This window comes from Thiovibrio sp. Mzg5 (assembly GCF_055379285.1).
In genome coordinates this window covers 1,800,646-1,825,819 of sequence record NZ_AP022872.1, presented here as the reverse complement: position 1 = coordinate 1,825,819, position 25,174 = coordinate 1,800,646, and the positions used below count along the sequence as shown (strand labels likewise).

General features: G+C 54.4%; 22 protein-coding genes, 3 tRNA genes and 1 other RNA gene. 24 read left to right on the top strand and 2 right to left on the bottom strand.

Going from position 1 to position 25,174, the window contains the following annotated elements; all coding sequences use genetic code 11:
• The first annotated feature begins 28 nt into the window (after positions 1-28).
• The 22 genes from ACZ46D_RS08270 (at position 29) to ACZ46D_RS08165 (ending at position 19,791) form a co-directional block, all read left to right on the top strand.
• Positions 29-883: a dTDP-4-dehydrorhamnose reductase family protein gene (locus ACZ46D_RS08270; RefSeq protein WP_464926976.1), complete on the top strand. Its 855-nt coding sequence runs from the start codon at positions 29-31 to the stop codon at positions 881-883.
• A gap of 20 nt (positions 884-903) precedes the next feature.
• Positions 904-1,914 carry a polysaccharide biosynthesis protein gene (locus tag ACZ46D_RS08265; protein ID WP_464926975.1) on the top strand — a complete coding sequence of 337 codons (1,011 nt, stop codon included), beginning with the start codon at positions 904-906 and terminating at the stop codon, positions 1,912-1,914.
• Positions 1,907-3,037 (top strand): non-hydrolyzing UDP-N-acetylglucosamine 2-epimerase, encoded by a 1,131-nt coding sequence (wecB, locus tag ACZ46D_RS08260; RefSeq protein WP_464929272.1) that lies wholly within the window; start codon positions 1,907-1,909, stop codon positions 3,035-3,037. Before ACZ46D_RS08265 ends, wecB begins: the two co-directional genes overlap by 8 nt.
• 7 nt (positions 3,038-3,044) lie before the next feature.
• Complete coding sequence (locus tag ACZ46D_RS08255) at positions 3,045-4,298, top strand: glycosyltransferase family 4 protein (protein WP_464926974.1); 1,254 nt, start codon at positions 3,045-3,047, stop codon at positions 4,296-4,298.
• On the top strand, positions 4,295-5,251 hold the full coding sequence (locus tag ACZ46D_RS08250) for a UDP-glucose 4-epimerase family protein (protein WP_464926973.1): 957 nt from the start codon (positions 4,295-4,297) through the stop codon (positions 5,249-5,251). The genes ACZ46D_RS08255 and ACZ46D_RS08250 overlap by 4 nt, the downstream gene beginning before the upstream one ends.
• Before the next feature lie 396 nt (positions 5,252-5,647).
• Positions 5,648-5,938 (top strand): hypothetical protein, encoded by a 291-nt coding sequence (locus ACZ46D_RS08245; protein WP_464926972.1) that lies wholly within the window; start codon positions 5,648-5,650, stop codon positions 5,936-5,938.
• 358 nt (positions 5,939-6,296) lie between these two features.
• The gene (locus ACZ46D_RS08240; RefSeq protein WP_464926971.1) at positions 6,297-8,198 is read left to right on the top strand and encodes a polysaccharide biosynthesis protein; all 1,902 of its coding nucleotides are present in this window, start codon (positions 6,297-6,299) and stop codon (positions 8,196-8,198) included.
• Between the two features lie 159 nt (positions 8,199-8,357).
• Positions 8,358-8,445, top strand: a tRNA-Ser gene (locus tag ACZ46D_RS08235).
• Positions 8,446-8,463: 18 nt separating this feature from the next.
• Positions 8,464-8,562, top strand: an RNA gene (gene ffs / locus ACZ46D_RS08230) — signal recognition particle sRNA small type.
• Positions 8,563-8,772: 210 nt separating this feature from the next.
• Positions 8,773-10,515, top strand: coding sequence for a DNA polymerase III subunit gamma/tau (gene dnaX / locus ACZ46D_RS08225; protein ID WP_464926970.1), 1,743 nt, complete (start codon positions 8,773-8,775; stop codon positions 10,513-10,515).
• 105 nt (positions 10,516-10,620) lie between these two features.
• Positions 10,621-10,929 carry a YbaB/EbfC family nucleoid-associated protein gene (locus ACZ46D_RS08220; RefSeq protein ID WP_464926969.1) on the top strand — a complete coding sequence of 103 codons (309 nt, stop codon included), beginning with the start codon at positions 10,621-10,623 and terminating at the stop codon, positions 10,927-10,929.
• Between the two features lie 98 nt (positions 10,930-11,027).
• Positions 11,028-11,636, top strand: a complete 609-nt coding sequence (recR, locus tag ACZ46D_RS08215) for a recombination mediator RecR (protein WP_464926968.1) — start codon at positions 11,028-11,030, stop codon at positions 11,634-11,636.
• Between the two features lie 180 nt (positions 11,637-11,816).
• Positions 11,817-11,893: transfer RNA gene (locus tag ACZ46D_RS08210), tRNA-Val, on the top strand.
• A gap of 137 nt (positions 11,894-12,030) precedes the next feature.
• Positions 12,031-13,971 carry a threonine--tRNA ligase gene (thrS, locus tag ACZ46D_RS08205; RefSeq protein ID WP_464926967.1) on the top strand — a complete coding sequence of 647 codons (1,941 nt, stop codon included), beginning with the start codon at positions 12,031-12,033 and terminating at the stop codon, positions 13,969-13,971.
• Between the two features lie 83 nt (positions 13,972-14,054).
• Positions 14,055-14,603 (top strand): translation initiation factor IF-3, encoded by a 549-nt coding sequence (gene infC, locus ACZ46D_RS08200; protein ID WP_464926966.1) that lies wholly within the window; start codon positions 14,055-14,057, stop codon positions 14,601-14,603.
• A gap of 83 nt (positions 14,604-14,686) precedes the next feature.
• Entirely contained in the window at positions 14,687-14,884 is a 198-nt protein-coding gene (rpmI, locus tag ACZ46D_RS08195) for a 50S ribosomal protein L35 (protein ID WP_464926965.1), read from the top strand.
• A 99-nt stretch (positions 14,885-14,983) separates the two neighbouring features.
• On the top strand, positions 14,984-15,337 hold the full coding sequence (gene rplT, locus ACZ46D_RS08190) for a 50S ribosomal protein L20 (protein WP_464926964.1): 354 nt from the start codon (positions 14,984-14,986) through the stop codon (positions 15,335-15,337).
• Between the two features lie 17 nt (positions 15,338-15,354).
• Complete coding sequence (gene pheS / locus ACZ46D_RS08185) at positions 15,355-16,365, top strand: phenylalanine--tRNA ligase subunit alpha (RefSeq protein ID WP_464926963.1); 1,011 nt, start codon at positions 15,355-15,357, stop codon at positions 16,363-16,365.
• A gap of 114 nt (positions 16,366-16,479) precedes the next feature.
• The gene (gene pheT, locus ACZ46D_RS08180) at positions 16,480-18,903 is read left to right on the top strand and encodes a phenylalanine--tRNA ligase subunit beta (RefSeq protein ID WP_464926962.1); all 2,424 of its coding nucleotides are present in this window, start codon (positions 16,480-16,482) and stop codon (positions 18,901-18,903) included.
• A 3-nt stretch (positions 18,904-18,906) separates the two neighbouring features.
• Positions 18,907-19,200 carry an integration host factor subunit alpha gene (locus ACZ46D_RS08175; RefSeq protein WP_464926961.1) on the top strand — a complete coding sequence of 98 codons (294 nt, stop codon included), beginning with the start codon at positions 18,907-18,909 and terminating at the stop codon, positions 19,198-19,200.
• A gap of 66 nt (positions 19,201-19,266) precedes the next feature.
• Entirely contained in the window at positions 19,267-19,632 is a 366-nt protein-coding gene (locus ACZ46D_RS08170; RefSeq protein WP_464929271.1) for a MerR family transcriptional regulator, read from the top strand.
• Between the two features lie 82 nt (positions 19,633-19,714).
• Positions 19,715-19,791, top strand: a tRNA-Pro gene (locus ACZ46D_RS08165).
• A 63-nt stretch (positions 19,792-19,854) separates the two neighbouring features.
• On the opposite strand, the gene ACZ46D_RS08160 is transcribed toward ACZ46D_RS08165, so the two are convergent.
• Both ACZ46D_RS08160 and ACZ46D_RS08155 read right to left on the bottom strand, forming a co-directional pair.
• Positions 19,855-20,880, bottom strand: coding sequence for an MraY family glycosyltransferase (locus ACZ46D_RS08160; protein ID WP_464929270.1), 1,026 nt, complete (start codon positions 20,878-20,880; stop codon positions 19,855-19,857).
• A gap of 40 nt (positions 20,881-20,920) precedes the next feature.
• Entirely contained in the window at positions 20,921-22,660 is a 1,740-nt protein-coding gene (locus tag ACZ46D_RS08155) for an LTA synthase family protein (RefSeq protein WP_464926960.1), read from the bottom strand.
• Between the two features lie 258 nt (positions 22,661-22,918).
• Between ACZ46D_RS08155 and ACZ46D_RS08150 the strand changes: the two genes are divergently transcribed.
• Complete coding sequence (locus tag ACZ46D_RS08150) at positions 22,919-23,593, top strand: response regulator transcription factor (RefSeq protein WP_464926959.1); 675 nt, start codon at positions 22,919-22,921, stop codon at positions 23,591-23,593.
• On the top strand, positions 23,574-24,989 hold the full coding sequence (locus ACZ46D_RS08145) for a sensor histidine kinase (RefSeq protein WP_464926958.1): 1,416 nt from the start codon (positions 23,574-23,576) through the stop codon (positions 24,987-24,989). The genes ACZ46D_RS08150 and ACZ46D_RS08145 overlap by 20 nt, the downstream gene beginning before the upstream one ends.
• The last annotated feature ends 185 nt before the right edge of the window (positions 24,990-25,174 follow it).

Here is a 25,174-nt window from a genome sequence, read left to right as displayed (position 1 = left end):
CTAGGAGCGCATCATAGGAATTAATCCAATGAGAATACTGATTCTTGGCGTTACCGGAATGTTAGGCAGTGCTATGTTTCGTTTATTGTCGGTAGATCCACGTTTTGAGATTTTTGGAAGTGCTCGAAGTGAAACGGCTAAAAAGTATTTTGATGCTCACTTGCAACAGCAGATTATTTGCGGGGTTGATGTTGAGCATCATGATTCATTGGTGAGGGTTTTTGGTACAGCCAAACCAGAAATAGTGATAAATTGCATTGGTCTTGTTAAGCAAGTTGCGGATGTTAAAGATCCGCTTCAGGCAATTCCTATCAACACTCTTTTGCCTCACCGCCTGGCAGCACTTTGTGCAATTGGCGGAACCCGCCTTATACATATCAGTACAGACTGTGTTTTTTCTGGAACCAAAGGTGGTTATTCGGAGGCTGATTTCCCAGATGCCGATGATCTCTATGGTCGTAGCAAGTTATTGGGCGAGGTGGATTACTCTCATGCGATTACGCTCCGTACATCAATTATCGGTCATGAATTGGCAGGGCATAGAAGTCTGATAAGCTGGTTTTTGTCTCAGGAAAAGCAGGTTAAAGGTTATTCAAGCGCTGTTTTTTCAGGTTTGCCGACGGTTGAACTTTCTCGTGTTGTTCGAGATTTTGTTCTGCCTCACGGTGAGTTGAGAGGCGTTTATCACGTCGCGGCGGCGCCAATTAACAAATTTGATTTACTTACATTGGTTGCAGATGTGTATGGCAAGACGATTGAGGTTATACCGGATGAGTCTCTTGTGATTGATCGCTCTCTGGATTCAAGCCGCTTTCGTTTAGCTACGGGTTATCAACCAAAGGCCTGGCTTGATCTTGTTCGATCTATGCACGAATTCCACTGATTTGCTTAAGTGTGGGGAAAATGTTTAAAGACAAAGTGTTGATGATTACCGGTGGCACAGGCTCTTTCGGGAACACTGTGCTTAAGCGCTTCCTTTCTACGGCGGTGCGCGAGATACGCATCTTCAGCCGGGACGAAAAGAAACAGGAAGAAATGCGTATTGTGTTGAACAATCCGAAACTTAAGTTTTATATCGGTGATGTGCGTGATTACGGCAGTATCCATCAGGCGATGAAAGGGGTGGACTATGTGTTTCATGCCGCAGCATTGAAGCAAGTGCCATCGTGCGAATTTTATCCGATGGAGGCCGTGCGTACCAATGTTATCGGTACCGAAAACATGATGAACGCCGCATCGGCTAATGGCGTTAAGCGAGTGGTGGTGCTGAGTACGGATAAAGCGGTGTATCCCATCAATGCGATGGGTATCACTAAAGCTATGGCTGAAAAATTGATGGTTGCCAAAGCACGTATGCAGGGTGAGGGGGAAACAGTGTTGTGTGCTACTCGCTATGGTAATGTGATGGCCTCGCGCGGTTCGGTTATTCCTTTGTTTGTGTCGCAGCTTAGAGAAGGAAAATCTCTGACAGTAACTGACCCAAAGATGACGCGCTTTTTGATGTCGCTAGAAGATTCTGTGGATTTAGTGCTGTATGCCTTTGAGCATGGCAACCAAGGAGATATTTTTGTGCAAAAGGCACCAGCTTCGACGGTTGCCGACTTAGCGCAAGCTATAAAAGAACTGTTCAATAATGATGAGCCTGTTCGCGTTATCGGAACACGACATGGCGAGAAGTTGTATGAATCATTAATCTCGCGTGAAGAAATGGCGAAGGCTCAGGATGTGGGGGGCTATTACCGTATTCCGGCGGATAACCGTGACCTCAATTACGCTCAGTATTTCAGTGAGGGCGAAGAAAAAATATCGCATCAAGAAGATTACACCTCTCACAATACGGAACGCTTGAATGTAGACCAGGTAAAAGCGTTGTTGCTGAAGCTGGATTACATTAAGGATGAACTTCGTGCTTAATGTAATGACTATCGTCGGCACACGGCCCGAACTGATCAAAATGAGTCGGGTAATTGCCGAGTTTGATCAACACACCAACCATATTCTGGTACACACCGGACAAAATTACGATTACGAACTAAACCAAGTGTTCTTTGAAGACTTGGGTATCCGCAAGCCCGATCATTTTCTCGAAGCGGTGGGGGAGACCGCCGTTCAGACGATCGCGCGGGTAATCGAAAAGTCCGATGAAGTGATGGAAAAGGAATTGCCGGATGCTGTAATGCTGTATGGCGATACCAATTCCTGTCTGGCCGTTATAGCGGCCAAGCGTCGCAAGATTCCGGTGTTCCATATGGAGGCCGGCAATCGCTGCTTTGATCAGCGCGTGCCAGAGGAACTAAACCGCAAGGTGTTGGATCACTTGAGCGACATCAATCTGGTGCTGACCGAGCATGCCCGCCGTTACTTGATCGCCGAAGGAATACGTCCCGAGACCATCATCAAGACTGGGTCGCACATGCGGGAGGTGCTGGATCACTACATGCCAAAGATTGAGAAGTCGGATGTGCTGCAACGGCTGGGTCTTGTGACGAACGAGTTTTTTATTGTGAGCGCCCACCGCGAGGAGAATATTGATACACCGCAGAATCTGCTGGATATGGTCGAGACGCTCAATGCATTGGCGGCAACCTACAACTACCCGGTGATCGTCTCCACGCATCCGCGGACTCGGAAGCGTCTTGACGCTTTGAAGTTGGGAATGGTTAGTCCGCATATACAGTTTCTCAAACCCTTCGGATTTTGCGATTACATCAAATTGCAGATGGAGGCGTTGTGCGTCGTGTCCGATAGCGGCACGATCACTGAGGAGAGTTCCTTGCTTAATTTGCCAGCGATTATGATTCGCAACTCGCATGAGCGCCCCGAAGGAATGGATGTAGGTACGCTCATCATGAGCGGGTTGAAGAAAGATCGGGTATTGGATTCGATGCGCGTGATCATTGCCCAGCATGACAAGATAAAGCGTGTGATGCAGCCTGTCGAGGACTACGAGGCAATCGCAGTTTCCAAGAAAGTTCTGCGGGTTGTTCTGAGCTATGTCGATTATGTAAATCGCACGGTTTGGACGAAACAGTGCTGACTGATGCATGATGAGAGTATTACTCGTTAGTCAGTATTTTTGGCCCGAGAATTTTCGCGTTAACGATTTGGTTCGTGAGCTTGTCGAGCGGGGTCACACCGTGTCAGTATTGACCGGAAAGCCAAACTACCCTTCTGGCAAGGTGTTTGATGAGTTCAGGCTGAACCCCACCGGTTTTGATAATTACTTTGGCGCGGCCATATACCGGGTGCCCATGCTTGCAAGAGGAACCGGTAGTTTGCGGTTGATACTCAATTATTTGAGTTTTGCTATTGGCGCATGTAGTTTTGGCTCATTGCGTTTGATCGGGAAGCGATTTGACATTATTTTTGTGTATGAACCATCACCCATTACGGTGGGTTTGCCTGCTGTTTTTATTGCTTGTTTGAAACGCACACCTGTAGTTTTTTGGGTTCAAGATTTGTGGCCTGAGACATTGGTTGCGCTTGGAGTGGTACGTTCCAAAATAGTACTGGGTGCGGTTGGGTCCTTAGTTAAATTTATCTATAATCGCTGTGCTCTGGTACTAGGCCAATCGCATGGATTTCTCGGCAGTATCTCTAGGTACTGTAGCGACGAAAGGAAGATTCGGTACTTCCCAAACTGGGCAGAAGATGGCGTTTCATCCCTCAAGGTTGCAGGGGCTCCGGAGATGCCAGCACAGGTCGGCATTTTTACTATATTGTTTGCCGGGAACGTTGGGGAAGCGCAAGATTTTCCGGCTATCTTAGATGCCGCTGAAAGTCTGAAATCCAATCCTGCGGTTCGCTGGGTTGTTGTCGGTGATGGCCGGAAGAGTGATTGGTTGCGCCAAGAAGTTGTGCGACGAGGCTTAGTGAGTTGCTTTTCTTTGTTGGGCCGATTTCCAGTGGAGCGCATGTCATCGTTTTATGCGCAGGCGGACGCTCTGCTTGTTTCGCTTAGACGTGATCCCGTGTTTGTGCTGACTATTCCTAGCAAGGTTCAATCCTATCTGATGGCGGGTGTCCCGTTGTTGGGCATGCTGGACGGTGAAGGTGCGGCCATTATTTCCGAGGCTAATGCAGGTTTGGTGTGTTCGGCGGGGGATTCGGCAGGACTCGCCCAGGCGGTGCGAGAACTTTTGTCCATGCCAAAAGAGGAGCGGGCAAGACTTGGCGACAATGGACGTGCTTACGCACAAAGTGAATTCGGACGGGAAGTTCTTATGGATCGGTTAGAGACGTGGTTCGCTGAGCTTGCCGCAGCTAATGAGCGGCTTCGCTTGAGAGAAAACATGTGATTCTGGTTACTGGTGCAACGGGCTTTGTTGGCGCTAACCTTATTGCTAGACTGTCGTTTGGTAATGTGGCCGTTCGTGCTGCTGTGCGCAGCGAGGGTTGTCACGCACCTAAGGGTATTGATGTGGCAAAGGTAGGCGACTTGGGTCCCGATACAGATTGGTCCGGAGCGTTAGTCGGCGTCTCTTCCGTGGTTCATGCCGCAGCGCGGGTACATGTAATGGCCGACACGGCGACCGATCCTTTAGGCGAATTTCGCCAAACAAACGTGGCAGGCACTCTGAACTTTGCGCGTCAGGCCGCCAGATCGGGAGTTAATCGATTTGTCTTTGTTAGCTCGATTAAAGTTAATGGCGAACATACTCTTTTCGGACAGCGCTATGGCCCGAATGACACGCCGAAGCCTTCTGGCCCTTATGGCATTTCAAAGTGTGAGGCAGAGGAGGGCTTGCGACGGATCGCCGAAGAGACGGGGATGGACGTCGTCGTCATTCGCTCCGTCTTGGTCTATGGGCCCGGCGTAAAAGGAAATTTTTTGTCGATGATGCGCTGGTTGCACAAAGGAATCCCGCTTCCTTTTGGTGCAATCAACAATTCACGCAGCCTTGTCGCTCTCGACAACCTGGTCGATCTTCTCGTTACCTGTTTGCAACACCCGGCTGCAGCGAATCAAACGTTTTTAGTGAGCGATGACGAAGATCTTTCCACGACTGAGTTGCTGAAACGTACTGCGGCAGCGATGGGAATTAAAGCCAGGTTGATCCCCGTGTCGGCATTAATCCTTCAGGCCGGCGCCCGCCTCTTGGGAAAACATGATGTTGGTCAGCGTCTCTGTAGTTCGCTGCAAGTGGATATCAGCAGAACACGGGAACTCCTCGGTTGGACGCCTCCCGTAACGGTCGATCAGGCTATTAAAAAGACGGTAGCGCATTTTTTGAGAAATCAGATTCGTTAGACAATGACGACTGGTTGGAGCCTGATTGCCGTTGAGGTGAGTCGGCAATAGTGGACACCAAAACAGTCTCGCCACTGTCTGCATTTTATCAAATCGACGAGCAAAGGCCGCCGGGGAAAGATAACCGAGTTCTCTTTGTTTTTTTTGGCGTTTATAAAAAACCTTTGTGTATTCTGTAATCTCCCGGATTGCTTCTTGCCGGGGTTGATAACGCCGGTGGAAAACGATCTCGATTTTCAGCGTCCCCCAGGCTTTCCTTGGGGGCGTTGTTATAACAGTTATTTTTTCACTCATGGAGGATTGTATCTTGGACTGCTCTAGTAAACTTCGATACTCATAATACTGACTTCCCGGGCGGAGTGATGAGTTAGATCGATCTGCGCCCGTTTGGCGGCGATGCCCGAAAAAGCGATTGACTCACCAGCTTTTTTGGTCAAGCGGCTGCGCATGGCAAAGCCGCCCCATTTCGCCGGGACACATGCCTTTATGGCCAGCCAGGTAGAGCCCTCCCTCACTGGTTGGGATATACGTGATGTCTGTCAGTCAAACCTAGGTGGGTGCGGTTGCGGCAAAATTCTGTGCCAGCAGGTTGTCCGCCACAGGCAGGAAATGGGCGAAATTGGTCGTGGTTTTGATTTTTTGTTTCTGCGCGACAGCGCAGGCCAAGTTCTTGACGCAAGCGTTTGATCCGATGAATCTCGCCTTGCACTCCGTAATCCGGCAGTTTTTTGCAGACGTTCCGGCCCACAGCTTTCTCGAGTCCGGCGACGGGCGGTTTTGATCTCAACCCCCAATCGTGCGGCCTCTTCCCGTAAATTATTAATATAACTGCCATCCCGATTTTTTTCCATATTGACACCTCCGCCTTGTTTGGGATCAAAACATTGGTGTCCATTTGTTCAACCTACAGCAAGCATATGTGGGAATTGAGAGGAACACATGGTTATAAATGGTAAAATTCAGTGGGCGCGAACAAAGCGGCCTTCCATTTTGAACAGATGACGTCTTTTTTCCGTGTATGTAAAATGCACAAAGGTCATTAGGTATGAAGTACCAGTTTCGTAAACTGAATTTTTGGATCGTGCTCGGGGTTGATCTGCTACTGCTGGTCGCTGCGCATTTGCTGGCCTACCTAATTCGTTTCGATGGCGTTGTGCCGCAGGAACAGCGGGCCAACATCTCCGCGGTCCTCGGTTTCCTTCTTGCCGCTAAGCTGGCGCTGTTCCATTTGTTTGGGTTGTATCGGGGTATGTGGAGGTACACTTCTCTGGCCGACCTGCTAAACATTCTCAAAGCTTGCGTGGTTGCGGGTTTTATTACCTTGGGCGGCATTCTGTTGTTGAACCGTTTTGAGGGGTTTTCTAGGTCGGTCTTTGTCCTCGATGCTCTGTTGACTTTTCTTTTCATTGCTGGCTTTCGTGTCAGCCTCAGGCTCTCGTGCCAGAGTGCTTTTTGTCTGCCTTTTCTTCGGGAGGATGTCAGCAAACGGCAGCGTCGCAAGCGGTTGCTTATTATCGGGGCAGGTGACGCGGCTGAGAAGGTGACGCGGGAAATCAACGATAATAAGGCGTTGCCCTACATGGTGGCTGGGTTTCTCGACGATCATTCCGCCAAGATCGGACAGCAGATTCACGGTATTCCGGTTCTCGGCTCAATTGCGGATCTTTCGGAGTATGTCTTTAAGACCAAGGCCCAGGAGGTGCTTATTGCCATTCCCTCGGCCAGCCGTGATCAGATGCAGAGGATTGTCGAACTGTGTCGGGCTTGCGGAATTCCGTTCAAGACCTTGCCCGGGTTAGGAGAGCTGATCAGCGACCGGGTTTCCATCAAGGCCATCCGTGATGTCTCGTACAAAGATCTCCTGGGGCGGCCACCGGTGCGTCTCGAGCTGGAACAAATTGGTGAGTTTCTGGCAGGGAAGACGGTTCTCGTCACCGGGGCCGGCGGGTCCATAGGTTCGGAGCTCTGCCGTCAGATTGTTCGCTTTCGGCCTGGAATGCTTATTCTCATGGATGCCAGCGAACAGAACCTGTACCAGATCGAGATGGAGTTGCTCCACGAATATGGCTTTAAGAACTATGTTGCTGTGCTCGGTAAGGTGCAGGACAAGGCTTTGCTGGAGTCGTTGTTCCCGCACTATCGGCCAACGGTGGTTTTTCATGCCGCAGCCTACAAACATGTGCCCATGGTTGAGCGCAACCCCTGGGAGGGGGTGTACAATAATATTTTTGCCTCCAAGCGGTTGATGGAGGTTTCGGTGCGGTTCGGGGTGGAACGCTTTATCGTGATTTCCACCGACAAGGCGGTGCGGCCCACCAATGTCATGGGTGCCACCAAGCGGATGACCGAGATCCTCATGCAGGGTTTTTGCGAAAAGGCCCGATTGGCAGGAGCAGGAACCCTGTTCATGGCGGTGCGTTTTGGCAATGTCCTCGGCTCTTCGGGCTCGGTCATCCCCCTGTTTCGGCGGCAGATCGAGTTGGGTGGTCCGGTCACCGTCACCCACCCGGATATGACCCGTTATTTTATGTCCATCGAGGAGGCGAGCCAGCTTATTCTCCAGGCCGCGACCATGGGCGAGGGCGGGGAGATATTTATTCTGGAGATGGGGACGCCGGTGCGGATAGGTCAGATGGCCCGGGATTTGATCAAGCTCTGCGGCAAGGAGCCGGACACTGAGATCGAGATCATCTATACCGGGCTTCGGCCCGGGGAAAAGATGTACGAGGAGTTGATCACCGAGGGCGAGGGGATTGTGCCCACCGGCCATGAGAAAATCATGGTGCTGCGTGGGAACGGCGCTTGTCTGGAAGATTTGCAGGAATCGCTGGAAAATCTCAAGCAGTTCGCTTCAACCCATGACTCAGAGGGGATCAAGGCCGAGCTTGGCAAGGTGATCCCAGAATACACTTCCCAGGCCAGTGAATCCGTTTTTCCCAGGGGGTGAGCGTTGCTTTTGTCTGTATATCTTTTTGGAATAATTGATAAAATTATTGGTTGAGACGGTCATCTCTTTCTCTTGGATATTTTGTTCTTTGCAAGAGGGAGCAGGTGTTGTAAAGTGGTGCCCCATTGGCCAGCGTGCCTGTTTGACTTAGAAAACGCTGGAGAGGTGACCGAGTGGCTTAAGGTGCACGCCTGGAACGCGTGTGTGCGGCAACGTACCGTGGGTTCGAATCCCACCTTCTCCACCAGATATTTTACGGTTTGATAGCCGGGTCCTGCGCAACAGAGACTTGCGAACCCCGCCAGGTCCGGAAGGAAGCAACGGTAGTGAGTTACTCTGTGTGCCGCAGGGGTGCCTGGCTATCATTTTTTTGTAAATGTGCAGCAGCACCGCATCTGCGTTGTCATCGGCCTGCTTATGTGCGCAAGCACACTTCGCAGGCCTCTTCCTAGCATCTGCGGTGCTGCTGCACATTTACCTTTTTACCTTTCGGAAGGCGGCTTGGACCTTCGGCCCTTTGCCCATCTTTCGTCTCACTCCCAGAAAAACCGGTTCTGACACCCGAGGACTGAAAATGTCCTACCTTGTTCTCGCCAGAAAATGGCGTCCCCAGAATTTTGATGAGGTTGTCGGTCAGCAGGCCGTGGTGCGCACTTTGCGCAATGCGCTGACCCGGAACCGGGTGGCCCATGCCATGCTTTTTTCCGGGGTGCGCGGGGTCGGGAAAACCACCCTGGCGCGGCTCATGGCTAAGGCGCTCAATTGCCGGCAGGGCGAGCCCGATGTGCCCTGCGATCAGTGCGAGTCCTGCCTGGAGATCATGGCCGGCAACGCCATGGATCTGCATGAGATCGATGGTGCCTCCAACCGCGGCATCCAGGAGATCCGCGAACTCAAGGAAAACATCCGCTTTTTTCCCGCTAAGGGTCGCTATAAAATTATCATCATCGATGAAGTGCACATGCTCACCACCGAGGCCTTCAACGCCCTGTTGAAGACACTGGAAGAGCCGCCCGCCCATGTCTATTTCATGTTCGCCACCACTGAGCTGCACAAGATTCCCATCACCATCCTCTCCCGCTGTCAGCGTTATGAGCTCAAACGGGTACCCTTTGCCGAGCTGGTCGCATTTTTTGCCAGGATCGCCGGGGCGGAAGGGGTTGCCATCTCCCAACGTGCCCTGGAGATGATCGGGCGGGAGGCTGAAGGCAGTGTGCGGGACGGTTTGAGTCTTCTCGATCAGCTCTTTTCCTTTGGCGGTGAGGAGATCAGCGATGGGGATGTGGCCGAGGTTCTGGGGCTGGTTGATCGCCGAATCTATGAAAACCTGGCCCGAGCGCTTTTGGCGGCGGATCTGGCCGGTTGCCTGGAGATCTTTGAGCAGGGCCAAGCCGCGGGCATGGATCTCAAGCGGTTTGCCAACGATCTGCTGGGATTTTTTCGGGCCTTACTGATTGCCAAGGTCAAGGCCCGGCCCGAGGAGTTACTGGATCTTTCCGATCAGGAACTGGCGGCCATCAAGGACATTGCCGCAGGCGCCAGCCAGGAAACGCTCTACCAGTATTTTTCCCTGCTGCTAAAGGGAAGTGAGGAGATGCAGTACTCTTCCCGGCCTCGCCTTGCGCTGGAGATGGCTTTTGTTCGGGCCACCCAGGCCGGACAGATTGTGCCGACGGCTACCCTGCTGGGACGTCTTGACGGATTGCTGGCCGGAGTCGTTCCCCTGCCGCAGGGCGCCGGGAGGTCGATCTCGCCGGCGATTTCCACGGCGGAACCCGAGCCAGCCGCGCCCAGGGCTATGCCCCGGTCATCGATGGCATCTTCTTCTGGAATGGTGCCGGAACAAAAAAAAAATGAAATAGCGCCCGAAGCCACGCCTCCCCAAGCACAGAGCGGGCAATCGTCTCCTTCGGCCGCTGTTCTTCCTGCTGGCCGGGAAGTAAAAAGGCACTGGGATGCGTTTGTTGAATATGTCAAGGAACGTAAGCGCTGGATGGCCCCTGTGTTGCAGTTGTGCGCTTCGGCACGGGATGAGGGGGGCGAACTGGTCCTGAGGTTTGATGACCCCTCCGACTGCAAGCTGTTGCAGGAGCATGACAATCTGAAGCTCCTGCAGACCTTTGCTCTGGATTTTTTTCAGCACGATTTTCGGGTCGTTTTCAAGGTGCGCGGCGCACAGGCCTCTGAGAATGGCGACGGCGACGAGGCGGAGAGCCTTCTTGTCGAGCGGCGGGTTTTGGCCAATGATCCCATGGTTCAGATGACCACTGAGATTTTTGGTGGGCAGGTAGGGAGTATCAGGACCGGGCCGAGTTGAAAGGGAACTTAAAAGTTAAGAATTGCAAGTGAAGGACAGCAGGAGTAGGCAGTTGCTTTTGCTGTCGGACCACTGGGCCAAAAAGTCAATGCCGGAGATATGTGGATGGATATGAAGCAGATGATGAAACAGGCGCAACAGTTCCAGAAACGCCTGACGGAGTTGCAGGGCGAGTTGGCGGGCAGGCAGGTCAGCGCCACGGTGGGTGGCGGCATGGTAAGTGCGACGGTGAATGGTAGGCATGAGCTCATCAGCCTGACCATTGACAAAGAGGTGGTGGACCCTGCGGACCCGCAGATGTTGCAGGATCTTGTGGTTTCCGCAGTGAACGAGGCCATGCGTAAGGCCCAGGCGATGAGCGATGCCGAGATGGCCAAGCTCACCGGCGGGGTCAAGATTCCGGGAATGTTTTAAGTGAAAGGCGCAAAGGAAAAAATGCAGCCTGAAAAAACGCGGCTGTCTGAGCCTGTTCCTTTCCTTTTTCATCTTTTGCCTTGGGTTTCCTTCTCCCTATGAATGTCGTTCCTCCGGCCCTGAGCCGTCTCATCACCGACCTGAACCGGTTGCCGGGGATCGGCATGAAAACCGCGACCCGGTTGGCGCTCCATATCTTGCGGCGGCCCGCCAGCGAGGCCCAGAGCCTGGCCAGGGATCTGGGGGAGCTGCACCGGACCATCAAACTGTGCGGCAGCTGTTTTGCCTTTGCGGAAAGCGATCCGTGCGCCATCTGCAAGGATTCAGAGCGTGATGCCGGGCTGGTTTGCGTGGTAGAGGAATCCGCCGACCTCATGGCCATTGAGAAAACCGGGGCCTTCAAGGGCAAGTACCATATTCTCCACGGGGTTCTTTCTCCCATGGACGGCATCGGTCCGGAGGAAATCAAGGCGGATGCCCTGCTGAAAAGGATCAGGAAGCAGCAGGTGCGGGAGGTGCTGATCGCCACCAGTTCCACCGTGCCGGGGGAAGCGACGGCCGCCTATCTCATCAAGCGGTTGCAGGAGGAGGTGGCGGTCAAGGTGACCAGGCTGGCCTGCGGGATTCCCATGGGTATGGACATTAAGTATGCCGATGAGCTCACGCTTAGCCGGGCCATTGAATCCAGGAAAGACACCTGTTCCTGAAGAAGGAGGATATCGCCAGGAACAGGGGCATCGGCTGGTTTTTTTCGCGGGTGAAGGCGGGCGATGTAAACTAATTTGTCCTTGACACCTGGGGGAATTGTTGGTATTTGGTTGCCGTTTGGAAGTTTTGTCTTAAAAAGAAAGGGCTGTCGCCATGGGCGGCGCGCTCATTATTTTTTTAGGCGCGTAGCTCAGTTGGTTAGAGCGCTTGCCCGACACGCAAGAGGTCGGCGGTTCGAATCCGCCCGCGCCTACCAGAAAAAATCACGAATACCTTGGCGTCGCGAGGCTTGGCAGGGAGCAGTTTCGCCAAACCTCATTGTGCAGGCAGATTGACCTGGTCAATGTGCTTGTTTTTGTTTGTGCATTTGCGGAAAGGCTGAGCCCAACAACCATGACGGAAATATCCCTCACCCTTCCCTCCGGGGAGCAGAAAACGGTCCCTGCGGGGACCACGGTGGCCGAGGCCCTGAAAGAGCTGGTTTCCAACAAGGAGCGTAAGCAGACCATTGCCGCCCGGTTGGATGACAGGCTGGTGGATCTTTCCGCGCCCATCGATGCCGATGCGGCCTTTGCGCCCGTAACCGTCGACAGCCCCGAGGCCTTGGAAATTCTGCGGCACAGCGCGGCCCATGTCATGGCCGAGGCTGTTCTTGCCCTGTTCGGCAAGGAGGTGCAGGTTGCCATCGGACCAGCCATCGCCGATGGATTCTACTATGATTTTGACCGGGCGGAGCCGTTCACCCCAGACGATCTTGCCCGGATTGAAGCAAAAATGCAGGAGCTCGTTGCTCTCGCCGCTCCTTTTTCTCGGGAGACAATGTCTTCCGCCCAGGCGATTGAGCTTTTTGAAAAGAGTGGTCAGTCTTACAAGGTTGAGCTGCTGAATGATCTTGGTGCCGAGACTGTTTCGCTCTACCGGCAGGGCGATTTTGTTGATCTCTGCCGTGGACCGCACTTGCCGCATGCCGGCTGGTTGAAGGCCGTCAAGGTTATCAAGCTGGCTGGCGCCTACTGGCGTGGCGATGAAAACCGGAAGATGCTGCAGCGCATCTATGGCACGGCGTTTTTTGACCCCAAGGATCTGAAGGCCTATCTTTTTCAGCTCGAAGAGGCAAAGAAGCGCGATCACCGGAAGCTTGGCAAGGAGCTGGAGTTGTTTGCCGTTTCCGACCAAGTCGGACCGGGCCTGATTCTCTGGCAACCCAAGGGCGCGCTGCTCCGGAAGATCATTGAGGATCACTGGCGCGAAGAACATTATCGAAACGGCTACGAACTGCTGTTCACCCCGCATATTGCCCGGCGTGACATGTGGCAGACCAGCGGCCATCTCGATTTTTATGGGGAGAACATGTTTTCCGCCATGGAGATCGAGGAGGTAAGCTATCAGCTCAAGCCGATGAATTGCCCGTTTCATATCGCCATCTATAATACGCGCAAACGCAGCTACCGGGAGTTTCCCCTGCGCTGGTGCGAGCTGGGCACGGTGTACCGTTTCGAGAAAACCGGCGCCCTGCATGGCCTGATGCGGGTTCGCGGTTTCACCCAGGATGATGCCCATATATTTTGTCGGCCCGATAACCTGGAAGAGGAGATTTTTAATATCCTTGACCTGAATCTGCACATCCTCAAGACCTTCGGCTTTGAGCACTATGAGGTCTATCTCTCCACCCGGCCGGAGAAATCCGTGGGTAGCGACGAGCACTGGGAGCAGGCCACCACCGCCCTGAAGCTGGCCCTGGAGAAAAAGGGACTGGCTTACGAGCTTGACCCTGGCGAAGGGGTGTTTTACGGGCCGAAGATCGATATCAAAATCAAGGATGTTTTGGGCCGGAGCTGGCAGTGCTCCACGATCCAGGTGGATTTCAACCTGCCCGAACGTTTTGAGATGACCTATACCGGGGAAGACGGCAAGGAGCATCAGCCGATCATGATCCACCGGGCCCTCATGGGCTCGTTGGAGCGTTTCATTGGGGTGCTTATCGAGCATTATGCCGGCGCCTTTCCGGTATGGCTGGCCCCGGCGCAGGCCAGGATCATGAATATCACCGATGCGCAGAGCGATTACGCGGAAGAGGTGTATGGGGAGCTGCGGCGGGCAGGGGTGCGGCTTGAAAAGGATCTCCGCAACGAAAAGCTCAATTACAAAATCCGTGAAGCCCAGATGCAGAAGATTCCCTACATGCTGATCATCGGCGACAAGGAAGTGGAGGCGCGCCAGATCACGGTGCGGCTGCGCAACGGCGATAATCTTCCGGCCATGTCAATCCCCGAGTTTGCGGCGCTGATTGCCAGGGAAAATGAAGCTGGCCGAACTGGCGCTTGCAATAGCTAGGTGTTTCAGAGTAGTATGCAATATTTCAGCGTGCGGATGCCCGGCATCGTGTGCGGTGTTTTAAGAATAATGTGTGCGGAGGTATGAGTATTAAAGGGAAAAAAGTTGGCGACCGACCAGAGCGGGAAGTGCGGGCCAGAATCAACCATGAGATTGATTGTAAGGAAGTCCGTCTCATTGACGAGGAAGGGCAGCAGGTAGGGGTTGTGCCTGTCCGCGAAGCGCTGGCAAAGTCCGAAGCGGTAGGGCTTGATCTTGTAGAACTGTCGGCTGCGGCTGATCCTCCGGTCTGCCGGATCATGGATTTCGGAAAATTTCGTTACGAGCAGAGCAAGAAACAGCAGGAAGCCAAGAAGAAGCAGACGGTTATCGAGGTCAAGGAAATCAAGCTGAGGCCCAAAACCGAGAAGCATGACCTTGAATTCAAGATCAAGAACATCAAGAAGTTTCTGCAGCAGAAGAACAAGGTGAAAATCACCCTGCGGTTTCGTGGCCGCGAGATTGTTTATGCCGACACCCTCGGCATGGAGGTGATGAACAAGGTGGTCGAGGAGTTGAAGGAAGACGCGGTTATTTTGCAGCCTCCCAAGATGGAAGGGCGGCAGATGGCCATGTTTGTAGGGCCGAAATAACAGTTCCGTCAAGGTTGGCGGATAAGCATAGTGTATTGGCCGGTGTAGGTCTGCCGGCGAAGATATGAAAAAGGGAGAAAACCATGCCGAAGATGAAAACAAACAGAGGGGCTGCCAAGCGGTTTAAGTGTACTGGCACCGGCAAGATTGTTCGCCGCAAGGCCTTTACCAGCCATATCCTCACCAAAAAGAGCACCAAGCGGAAAAGGAATTTGCGCCAAGCCGGGATTGTTGATGCTACCAATCTCAAAGGGATCAAGCGTCTCTTGCCCTACATGTAAAAAAATCGGCAGGGCAGATTGTCCGCCTCAAGATGATTACCAGTATAAACACTGCCGACGGGAAGAAAACGTCGGAGAATGTCAATAAGGAGAAGTACGATGCCTCGCGTAACACGTGGATTTAAAGCGCGCCGGAGAAGAAAAAAAGTTTTGAAGTTGGCCAGTGGTTTTATCGGTGGCCGGAACAGCCTGTACCGGACGGCAACGGAAGCCGTGGATCGGGCCTTGGTCTACGCCTACCGCGACCGTCGCCAGAAAAAGCGCGATTTCCGGAAATTGTGGATTGTGCGGATCGGTGCGGCTTGCCATGAAAACGATACCACCTACAGCCGCATGATGGGCGCCTTGAAAAAGGTCAATGTGGAATTGGACCGCAAGGTTCTCGCCAATCTGGCTGTTCTTGATCCGGGGGCCTTTACCCAGGTTGCCAATCTGGCTCGCGTCAGCAACTGATTGTTGCCGTGCCCAGCATGCACGAAGAACTTCTTCGTCTGAAAACCGCTGCCGGTGAAGAGCTCGCCGCAATCTCCCAGCTCGACGAGCTTGAGCCGTTTCGGGTCAAGTATCTGGGCCGGAAAGGGGAGTTTACCCTTGTCCTGCGGCAATTGGGCCAAGCCCCTCCGGAGGAGCGCCCACGGCTCGGACAACTGGCAAACGAGATCAAGCAGGAGCTGGAATCAGCATATGCTGCGCGGGAAGCCCGGCTTGCCGAAGCTGGCGCCGGCGCAGCCCAGGCCACCCTTGATCTGACCCTGCCCGGGCGGACAACGCCTTTTGGCAAGCTGCATCCGGTGACCCAGGTCATGGACGCGGTCTGCGCCATCTTCGAAGGCTTGGGTTTTGCCGTGGCCGAGGGGCCGGATGTCGAGGTTGATTTTTATAATTTCGAGGCCTTGAATATCCCGCCGCATCACCCGGCCCGGGCTATGCATGATACCTTCTATATCAGTGACAACCTGCTGCTCAGAACCCATACCTCGCCCATGCAGGCCAGGATCATGGAGAAGGAGCAGCCGCCCCTGCGGATGATCGCGCCGGGCAAGGTCTACCGCTGCGATTCGGATATCACCCATACCCCCATGTTTCATCAGGTGGAAGGGTTTCTTGTTGACCGCAACATCTCATTCGCCGACCTCAAGGGCGTGCTTTCGGTGTTCATCACCAGGATGTTCGCTGAAAATACCCCCATCCGTTTTCGCCCCAGTTTCTTCCCCTTTACCGAGCCCAGCGCCGAAGTGGATATCGGTTGTGTCATTTGTGGCGGCAAGGGTTGCCGGGTATGCAAACACACCGGCTGGCTTGAGATTTTAGGCGCCGGGATGATCGACCCGGAGGTCTTTAAAAAGGTCGGCTACGATCCGGAAGAGTACAGCGGCTTCGCCTTTGGTCTTGGTATCGAGCGGATTTCCATGTTGAAGTACGGCATCACCGATATCCGCCTTTTTTATGAAAACGACCTGCGTTTTCTTTCCCAGTTTTAGGAGCTGTTACTGAGTAATTAACGCCGTTGCCGCTGATGCTGCTACGGCTCTTTGCGCCGTTTTTTTCACAACGGCTTAAGCCCCTTTGCGGGCGACGACCATAAGACACGATCCATGAAGTTTACGCTCAATTGGCTGCGCGAATACATTGACACGGACCTGGAGCCGGGGCAGATTGCCGACCACCTGACCATGCTTGGTCTTGAGGTGGACGCCTGCGTGCCGTGTTATCCGGAGTTGACCGGGGTTGTGGTAGCGAGGATCGAGGCGGTTTCCCCCCATCCCAACGCGGATAAGCTGGTGCTCTGTGACGTGAATGTGGGCCAGGAGCTGAAAAGAGTGGTCTGTGGCGCACCCAACGCGCGTGCCGGATTGGTTACGGCTCTTGCCTTGCCCGGAGCGGTGTTGCCGGGAGGACTCACCATCAAACCGGCAAAGATCCGCGGCGAGGAATCCTGTGGTATGCTCTGTTCGGCCAAGGAACTTGGGATCACCGAAGACCAGGCCGGGATCATGGAGTTGGCTGCGGAGCTGCAACCGGGGCAACCGCTCAGCCAGGCTCTGGGTCTGGTGGATACCATGATTGAGGTCGATCTCACCCCGAACAGGCCCGATTGCGCCAGTGTGCTGGGGATTGCCCGTGAGGTGGGCGGGGTGATCGGCAAGCGGATCACTCCGCCGGTGGTAGTCGCCCCTGTGCTGACCAGCGAGAATCTCCCCTTCAGTGTGGAGGTGGAATCCGCTGCTGATTGCCCGCGCTATGCCGCCAGGCTGGTTAAAAATGTAAAGATCGGGCCTTCGCCCTGGTGGCTGCAACAGCGATTGCTGGCTGTGGGTATGCGCCCGATCAGCAATATCGTCGATATCACCAACTTTGTCATGCTGGAATACGGTCAGCCTCTGCATGCCTTTGATTTCAACAAACTGGCCGGGGGCAGGATCGTGGTCCGGCGGGCGAGGTCCGGCGAGGGGCTTTCCACCCTGGACGGGACCGAGCACCAGCTTGACAGTCAGATGCTGATGATCTGCGACGCCGAAAGGCCCGTGGCCGTGGCTGGGATCATGGGCGGGGCCAATTCCGAGGTTGGGGCAGAGACCTGCGACATTCTTCTGGAAAGTGCCTGCTTTGCCGCCATCGGCATCCGGCGTACCGCAGGCAGGCTCAACATGAGCACCGAGGCGTCTTACCGTTTCGAACGGGGCGTTGATCCGCAAGGCGTGCCCATGGCCATGGAGCGGGCAGTTCAGCTCATGGCCGCCCTGGCCGGCGGGGAGATTGTCGCGGGCGGTGTTGATTACCGTGAGGGTGTTGTCGCCCCGGCCCCTATTACCTTGCGGGGGAAACGAACATGCGCCCTGCTGGGCATGGATCTTACCCTGGACCAGATTGGTGCTGCCCTGACCGGTATTGAAATTGAGGTGGAACGGATTGATGACGATACCCTGCGGGTGACGCCCCCGAGTTTCCGGGTTGATCTTGAGCGGGAGATTGACCTCATTGAAGAGGTTGCCCGGATCGTGGGCTACAACCTGCTGCCCACCACCCTGCCCATGGTGCCCATGAGTTTTTCCGAGCAGGATGCTCTTCGGGAACTGCGGAAAAAGGTGGCTGAGACCCTCACCTCCCTCGGGTTTTATGAGGCGATCAATTACAGCTTCGTGGCCCCGCAGCATCATGATCTGCTGGGATTGACCGGAGACGACGCCAGGCGACAGACCGTGCATTTGTTAAACCCTCTGGCGGAAGATCAGAGTGTTTTGCGGACCACGCTTTTGCCTGGACTTTTGGAGAATCTGCGGCGTAATCTCAATCATCAGAGCCATGATGTTCGGCTTTTTGAAGTAGGCAAGGTCTTTCATCCCCAGGGGAGTCAGCAGCCCGAGGAGCCTTTTCGCCTGGCCGCAGTTATTTCCGGACGTCGGAATCCGGGGGCGCCCGTGTTCCATGCCGGGGAAACCCCGGTAGACATCTTCGATGTCAAAGGGGTTATGGCGCAAGTTCTTGACCGTCTGCGGCTTGGCGCGACAATCACCTGCCAGGCAGGTGTTGCCGAACAGGAGCTTCCCTTTGCCGAACCGGGCAGTGTCCTGGCCGTCATGGGCGGCGAGAAAATCCTGGGCTGGTGCGGCGCTTTCAGTCAAAAAACGCTGAAAGGTTTTGGCATCAAGCAGCAGGCTTTTTTTGTGGATCTTGATCTTGCCGCGCTCGGCGGTTTTTCGCCCCAGGCAAAAACCTTTGCTCCGTTGCCCAAGTTTCCCTTTGTGAAATGGGACATGGCCCTCATCGTGCCCGAAGGGGCGGCTGCCGGAGAAATGCTTTCCGCCATTCATGGGTGCGGGGAAAAGCTTATCGAGCGGGCCGAGATCTTTGATGTGTTCCAGGGGAAGAATATTGAGGCAGGGAAAAAGAGTGTCGCAATTTCCATCACCTATCGGGCGCTTGATCGAACCCTGGATGACGAAACAGTTGGCAAGATCCACCAAAAAATTATCGAGATGATGATTTCCCGTTTTAACGGTCAGTTACGTGAGGCATAATAGATGAAACGATCCAATCTTACCAGAAAAGAACTCTCGCAGACCATCAACGAGAAGATGGGTTTTTCCCAGCGGAGCGCAGGAGAAATGGTTGATGCTGTTTTTGATGCGCTCAAGAAAACCCTGCTTCAGGGGGAGGCCATCAAGATCGTGCAGTTCGGCACCTTCACCGTGCGGAAAAAATCCTCGCGGGTGGGCCGCAACCCCCGGACCGGAGAAACCATGGAGATCTCCAAGCGGCATATGGTCTCCTTCAGGCCCAGCAAGGTAGTTCGGGAGAATCTGAACAAGGAATAAAGGACCAGTGTGACCAAAACATCTTGCCAGAGTTTTGATGAGGGTCAAGGAACAGCAGGCGCTCGCCTGCCGGGAATTCCTGACAAGCGGTATTTCAAGATTGGCGAGGTGTGTGCGATAACCGGGGTGAAGCAGCATGTGCTTCGCTACTGGGAATCGGAATTCAGGATCCTCCACCCGCAGCGGGCCCAGTCCAAACAGCGGCTCTATCGTCGGGTGGATGTGGAAACGGTCCTGGCGATCAAAAGGCTGCTCAAGGATGAGGGCTTTACCATCAGCGGGGCAAAAAAAGCCTTGGCGCGAGATGGTGGCGGGCAGGAGCATGATTGTGCCGCGTCCCAAACAGAGCAGGAGTTGCCGGGGAAACCGGTGGATATTTTTGGCCAGGTTAAGGCGGAGTTGTTGGCCTTGCAGAAAATTCTCGAGGAATGAGGGTGTCGGAGAGAGTCCAGCTTGACAGGTGCCTCGGGCCATGCTAAATAGGGGGCCAACCTGTTGAGGGAATATATTTTGTCGGGATGTAGCGCAGTCTGGTAGCGCACTTGGATGGGGTCCAAGGGGCCGGAGGTTCGAATCCTCTCATCCCGACCAGCAATAGCAAAGGGGTTAACCGTTTTCGGTTAACCCCTTTTTTTGTGCAAACATTAGCCGCAATTACACGCCCTGGTGCTCCTTTGCCCCAGCCTTGCAGCGAAAGGCACCCCACACCAGCGGGGTGTAGGCAATCAGCAGCCCGGCCAAGCCAGGAAGCGATCCCCGCGCTACCAGCAGAGTAATGGGCAACAACCAGAGAAGATTGATCAGCCCGACCGCGAGGGACACCTGCCGGTGCGTGGCAAAATGGCGGACGGCGTACTGGTAAGCGTGACTGCGATGGGCTTCATGAAAGGCCTCGCCCCGTATCACTCGGCGTAACAAAGTCGTGGTGGCGTCAACTATAAAAACCCCGAGCAGGATAAGCCAGCACCAGAAGAGTTCCGGGGCAACCTGAGCTGCCTGAATCGAGAGAAGCCCCAGAGTCAGCCCCAGGAACCCACTGCCGGAGTCTCCCATGAAAATCCTGGCCCGCGGAAAATTCCAGTACAGAAAGCCGACAACCGAAGACAGCAGCAAGGCCGGAATCTGCCAGCTCTGCCCATCCGGGGCAGAGAGCACAGAGACAAGGCTCCCGCCCAGGCAGACCGTGATCGCCTCAATGCTGGCGATGCCATCGATGCCGTCCATGAAATTGTACAGGTTGAGCAGCCAGACAAGATACACTGCGGCCAGCAAATAGCCAGGCCAACTAAGATAGAACAGGTGTCCGAATAGAGAGAGGGGCGGCAGTTGCCCCAGCCAGAAAAGCCCCCAGATTGCCCCTAGAAAATGAGCGGCCAGCCGCCATTGTGGCGCAATATGGCGGCGGTCATCTAGAAAACCAACCCAGGCAACCAGTCCTCCCGCGCCGGTCAGGGCCAACAATACCTTGGTCGGCAAAGAGCCTATCAGCCACAGGGACAACAGCCCTGCAAAAAAAGTTGCCACTATGGCCAGCCCACCCCCTCGCGGAGTAGGCGCCTGGTGCGAGCTCCGATGGTTGGGAACATCGATAAGGTTGCGTGCCAAGGCGTAACGCCGGATAAGCCCGGTCAGCCACAGGGACAACCCGGCGCTAAAAAGGAAAATCCCCCAGGGATACATTAAGCCAGGCATGTTTTTTGGGACCGCGACCACATCGGCTTCATTGCACACATTGCGTCTTTGAACCGATCATGCGGATGGCTGAGGTGGCATCCATGGCCTGGGACATGATGTCCAGGTAGTCGCCCCGGTAAGCGTTTCTGGCAACCGGAGTGTCCTGGGCCGTGAAATTGCAGTCGTGCTCCTGACAGTATTTCCCCTTGGTCGCGTAGTTGAGGATGATGCGGGGAATGTCATAATGATGGATGGTGTTCTGCCTCACAGGGCGGCCGTTTTCGATGATGTAGATCCGGTTGTGAAAGGTGGCTTCCCCGGTTCCGCCGAGATAGTTGAGATCCTTGTAGGTTTGGCCTCCCGACAGGCTTGGCAGGTGATCGCTCACCAGGATGATCAGCGACTTCGGGTCTGCCGCGATCAGCCCCTTGACAAAGGTGGCGATGGCCTCGGTGCGGTAGTAGTACTGGTTGACGGCTTTCTCCAGTCCTTCGTCCTGGAATTTGCCGAGCATTGCTATGACCTTGGGCCGTTTGCTGTTGTTAAGATCATGGGGGGTGTGCCCGTACATGCTGATGATGTAGTTGAAGATGGGGAGCTTCGGGTTTTCCTTGATCCGCCTGGTGATGAATTCCAGATTTTGGGAGAAAAGTACCCCGTCGAACATATAATCCTCGTCCGTCACGTCCCCCGCAGAGAAATACGTATCGTAGCCTGCGGCGAATTCCTGCGGGTAGTACCTTTTTTCAAAGCCAATTCCGGTATAGGCGTTGGTTGAGTTAAAAAAATCAGGTTTGTAGGCGTTGGTGGCGTTGGTCTCGTAGCCGCCCTGGGCAAGAATTCTGGGAAGGCAGGAGGCCTTGGCCCCGGTGAACACATCGAACTCAATGCCGGAAAACTCCCGCAGGGCCGGAGCCCCGCAGAGAACCTCGAACTCGGCCTGAGCAGTACCCCCGGCAAATACCGGCGATATGGAAATGCCCCCCTTTTTTCCGAACAGTTTGCGGAAAGCGGGATGGGCGGGGTCACGGGAAAAACGGGCTTCCTTTAAAAGCTCTGGGTCCAGGAAGCTCTCAAGAACGATCAGGTGGATATTCCTTTTTCCCGGCTGATCTTTGAGTTCGGCAATCACTCTGTCGAAATCAATGAGGGAAGCGGGATTCATCTGGTGTCCGGCAATTTTCGCATGGTAGCTTTTCCGTCTGGCTTCATTATACAGCATCATGCTCAGGCGGCCGTTGTTGCGGGCGTTGGCTGTGTCGGAATAGATGACGATCTCCTGCTGGGTCTGCTGGAAGGCCGCCATGAAGAAATCCGGGGCTATTTCAACCATCAGCGACAGTGCCAAGAGAGGCAGCGAGGCCATGGCCAGGGCTGGCCGGCGGGTGCGGAGTTCAAGGGAAGCGAGAAAGGCCAGCAGGGGGAGGCCAAGCAGTACTCCGATCAGGGCGAGGGCCAAGGGGGGGAGCACCTGCAGCATCTCCGGCAGTTCGGTTATTTCGGTGATGCGCAGCATCCTGCCGAACATGAGGTAGTAGGCATCGAACACGCCGTAAAACAGGACGAGCGGCGCCGCGGCCACAAACGGTTGCAGGCGTGATTTGCGGAGGAGCTGATTGAAAAAAAAGTAGAGATAGAGGAGCAGGGGGATTTCCAGGCGCCACGCCGGCAGTAATGCGGGCAGGCCGCCGTTTTGCTGAAGAATCGCCGTGTAGCCGAGAAGAAAGAGCAGGAATAGGGTATAGCGGTTTATCGCCACTTTGAGCCGGGAGAGATATGGGAGCACGGTTGGGATCATGGTCATTGTGTGGGGAAAAGAAATCTCGCCGACGGTAAGCCCTGCATCTTCCGGTCAAAAACTGCTTGAGTCCCGGAAAAAACAAAGCAGGGAAGTATACCATACCGACCAGCCAGCCCGCACATATTCTTTTTTGCGGACGGAGTTCGTTCTCGACTCTTCCCCGGCAAAGTTCTGATTGCCGGTTGGATGCAGGCCTGCTAATCTTTGTGAGGGCAACGGTGATTTTTTCAGGATAAGGCGGCCATGCGCATACTCGTAGTCGAAGATGATCATAAAATTGCCTCCTTCATCAGCATGGGGCTCCGGCAGGCGGGTTTTTCCGTTGATGTCGTCGATAATGGCGAGGATGGCCTTTTTCGGGCGCTGGATGGCGCCTATGATCTTGCCGTTCTTGATATTATGCTGCCAAGGCTTGATGGCCTTGCCCTGCTTGATCAGCTCCGTCGTCGGCAGGTCAATACCCCGGTGCTCATTTTAAGCGCCAAACGATCGGTTGCGGATCGGGTTAAGGGCTTGCAGGCCGGTGGGGACGATTATCTCACCAAGCCGTTTTCCTTTTCCGAGCTGCTGGCCAGGGTGCAGGCCCTGATCCGTCGGGCAGGCGCCGCGCCGGAAGCCACGGTCCTGCGGGTGGGGGATCTCTCCCTTAACAAGCTGACGCGGGAGGTTTGCAGGGGGGAGCGCAAGATCGATCTTCAGCCCAGGGAGTTTTCCCTTCTCGAATATCTCATGGGCAACCCGGGGCGGGTCATTTCCAAGACCATGATTTTAGAGCATGTCTGGGATTATAATTTTGACCCCCAGACCAATGTGGTGGACGTCCTCATTTGTCGGTTGCGCAATAAAATTGACCGGGATTTTGGACGCAAGCTAATTCAAACGATTCGCGGGGTCGGCTATGCCCTTGGTGACGATTAAAAATCTAACAAAAACCACGGGGTTTCGGCTGGCCCTGTGGTATTCCCTTATTTTTATTTCCAGCTCGCTCCTGCTTTTTGCCCTGCTGTACTTTCCTTTGCGTTCCGCGATTCTGGAAAAGGATCGGAACATCATCCTGGCCAAACTCAGCGAGTACACCCTACAAGAACAGCAGAGCGGCCTTCAGGCCATGCTTGCCGAGATCCGTCTTGAGGACGAACATAACAGCCAGGCTGGTTTTTTTGTGCGGGTAGCCGACCCCACCGGGCAATCGCTCATTGTCACCCTGCCCCCGGATTGGCGGGAGTTGGCCAGCGGCTTTTCCCCGCTATTCCGCAGTGGGGGCAGGTCTGATGACTGGATTGTCCTCCCTGCGAAAGGAAGAGGCGATTCCCTTGAGATTGTCAATAGACGGCTTGGGGGCGGGTATCTGCTCCAGATTGGCCGAGGTTCTGGGGAACGGCAGAAAATTCTGGAAAATTTCGGTGAGGTTTTTGCGGGGATCATGCTGCCGATGATCATCTTTGGTTTTCTCGGCGGGTTTTTCCTGGCTTTCCGCTCTCTGCGACCGGTGCGCGATCTCATTGAGGTCGTGCGCAGCATCGATATCGGCAAAATGGACGCTCGGGTGCCATCGCGGCACACCGGCGATGAATTGGATGAACTGGTCCGTCTCTTCAACACCATGCTGGAAAAAATCGAACAGCTGCTCACCGGCATGCGGGCGGCTCTGGATAATGTGGCCCATGATCTGCGCACCCCTGTGACTCGCCTGCGGGCAGGAATCGAAACCGCCTTGCAGTCCGACAACACGGCCGAGGTTTTGCGCGAGGCCCTGCTGGACTGCGCCGAAGAGTCAGAGCGTATCATCACTATGCTCAACACCCTGATGGACATCTCCGAGGCGGAGACAGGGGTGATGAAGTTGCATCGCCAACCCATTGCGGTTGTTTCGCTGCTTGCCGAGGTGGTTGATCTGTATCAGTACGTGGCCGAGGAAAAAGGGGTGGCTGTTTCCGTCTCCGGCCCGTCTGACCTTGCGATGATGGCGGATATGGACCGGATGCGGCAGGTTGTCGGCAATCTGCTTGACAACAGCCTCAAGCATACCCCGACCGGTGGTCGCATAGAACTCACCTGTGCCCGTCAGGCTGAAAATGTGGTAATCCGGGTGCAAGATAACGGGGCAGGCATTCCACCCCACGATCTGCCCCTGATTTTTGATCGGTTGTATCGGGGAGATCATAGCCGCAGCCAGCGTGGTCTTGGTCTCGGATTGAGCCTCGTTAAAGCAGTCATTCAGGCCCATGCGGGGAGTATCGAGGTGGAAAGCTCGTCCGGCCATGGGACGACGTTCAGCCTGCGCTTGCCTGCCGATTCATCAATTCTGTCCTGAAGCGGTAGCCTGTTCTTAGTTCATCTTCGTTGTCGTGGGCAGGATAGGTCCATGCATCCTCAACAATTATGCAACCTTTCACGTTTGTAATGCCCAGGAAATAGTCTGGTAATTCTTGGTGTGCTAGATTCAGCGATAGCTGTGCTCTTTCTTGGGAAAAAACGTGGTTATTCTGGCCGCAATCA

Bases quoted from the DNA above. Each gene is read 5' to 3' on its own strand.
- ACZ46D_RS08265 (WP_464926975.1), top strand. From the start codon at position 904: ATGTTTAAAGACAAAGTGTTGATGATTACCGGTGGCACAGGCTCTTTC.
- ACZ46D_RS08160 (WP_464929270.1), bottom strand. From the start codon at position 20,880: ATGTATCCCTGGGGGATTTTCCTTTTTAGCGCCGGGTTGTCCCTGTGG.
- pheT (WP_464926962.1), top strand. From the start codon at position 16,480: ATGAAGTTTACGCTCAATTGGCTGCGCGAATACATTGACACGGACCTG.
- ACZ46D_RS08255 (WP_464926974.1), top strand. From the start codon at position 3,045: ATGATGAGAGTATTACTCGTTAGTCAGTATTTTTGGCCCGAGAATTTT.
- pheS (WP_464926963.1), top strand. From the start codon at position 15,355: ATGCACGAAGAACTTCTTCGTCTGAAAACCGCTGCCGGTGAAGAGCTC.
- ACZ46D_RS08245 (WP_464926972.1), top strand. From the start codon at position 5,648: ATGCCCGAAAAAGCGATTGACTCACCAGCTTTTTTGGTCAAGCGGCTG.
- ACZ46D_RS08150 (WP_464926959.1), top strand. From the start codon at position 22,919: ATGCGCATACTCGTAGTCGAAGATGATCATAAAATTGCCTCCTTCATC.
- rplT (WP_464926964.1), top strand. From the start codon at position 14,984: ATGCCTCGCGTAACACGTGGATTTAAAGCGCGCCGGAGAAGAAAAAAA.
- ACZ46D_RS08175 (WP_464926961.1), top strand. From the start codon at position 18,907: ATGAAACGATCCAATCTTACCAGAAAAGAACTCTCGCAGACCATCAAC.
- ACZ46D_RS08270 (WP_464926976.1), top strand. From the start codon at position 29: ATGAGAATACTGATTCTTGGCGTTACCGGAATGTTAGGCAGTGCTATG.
- recR (WP_464926968.1), top strand. From the start codon at position 11,028: ATGAATGTCGTTCCTCCGGCCCTGAGCCGTCTCATCACCGACCTGAAC.
- ACZ46D_RS08220 (WP_464926969.1), top strand. From the start codon at position 10,621: ATGGATATGAAGCAGATGATGAAACAGGCGCAACAGTTCCAGAAACGC.
- ACZ46D_RS08240 (WP_464926971.1), top strand. From the start codon at position 6,297: ATGAAGTACCAGTTTCGTAAACTGAATTTTTGGATCGTGCTCGGGGTT.
- thrS (WP_464926967.1), top strand. From the start codon at position 12,031: ATGACGGAAATATCCCTCACCCTTCCCTCCGGGGAGCAGAAAACGGTC.
- ACZ46D_RS08145 (WP_464926958.1), top strand. From the start codon at position 23,574: ATGCCCTTGGTGACGATTAAAAATCTAACAAAAACCACGGGGTTTCGG.
- dnaX (WP_464926970.1), top strand. From the start codon at position 8,773: ATGTCCTACCTTGTTCTCGCCAGAAAATGGCGTCCCCAGAATTTTGAT.
- rpmI (WP_464926965.1), top strand. From the start codon at position 14,687: ATGCCGAAGATGAAAACAAACAGAGGGGCTGCCAAGCGGTTTAAGTGT.
- infC (WP_464926966.1), top strand. From the start codon at position 14,055: ATGAGTATTAAAGGGAAAAAAGTTGGCGACCGACCAGAGCGGGAAGTG.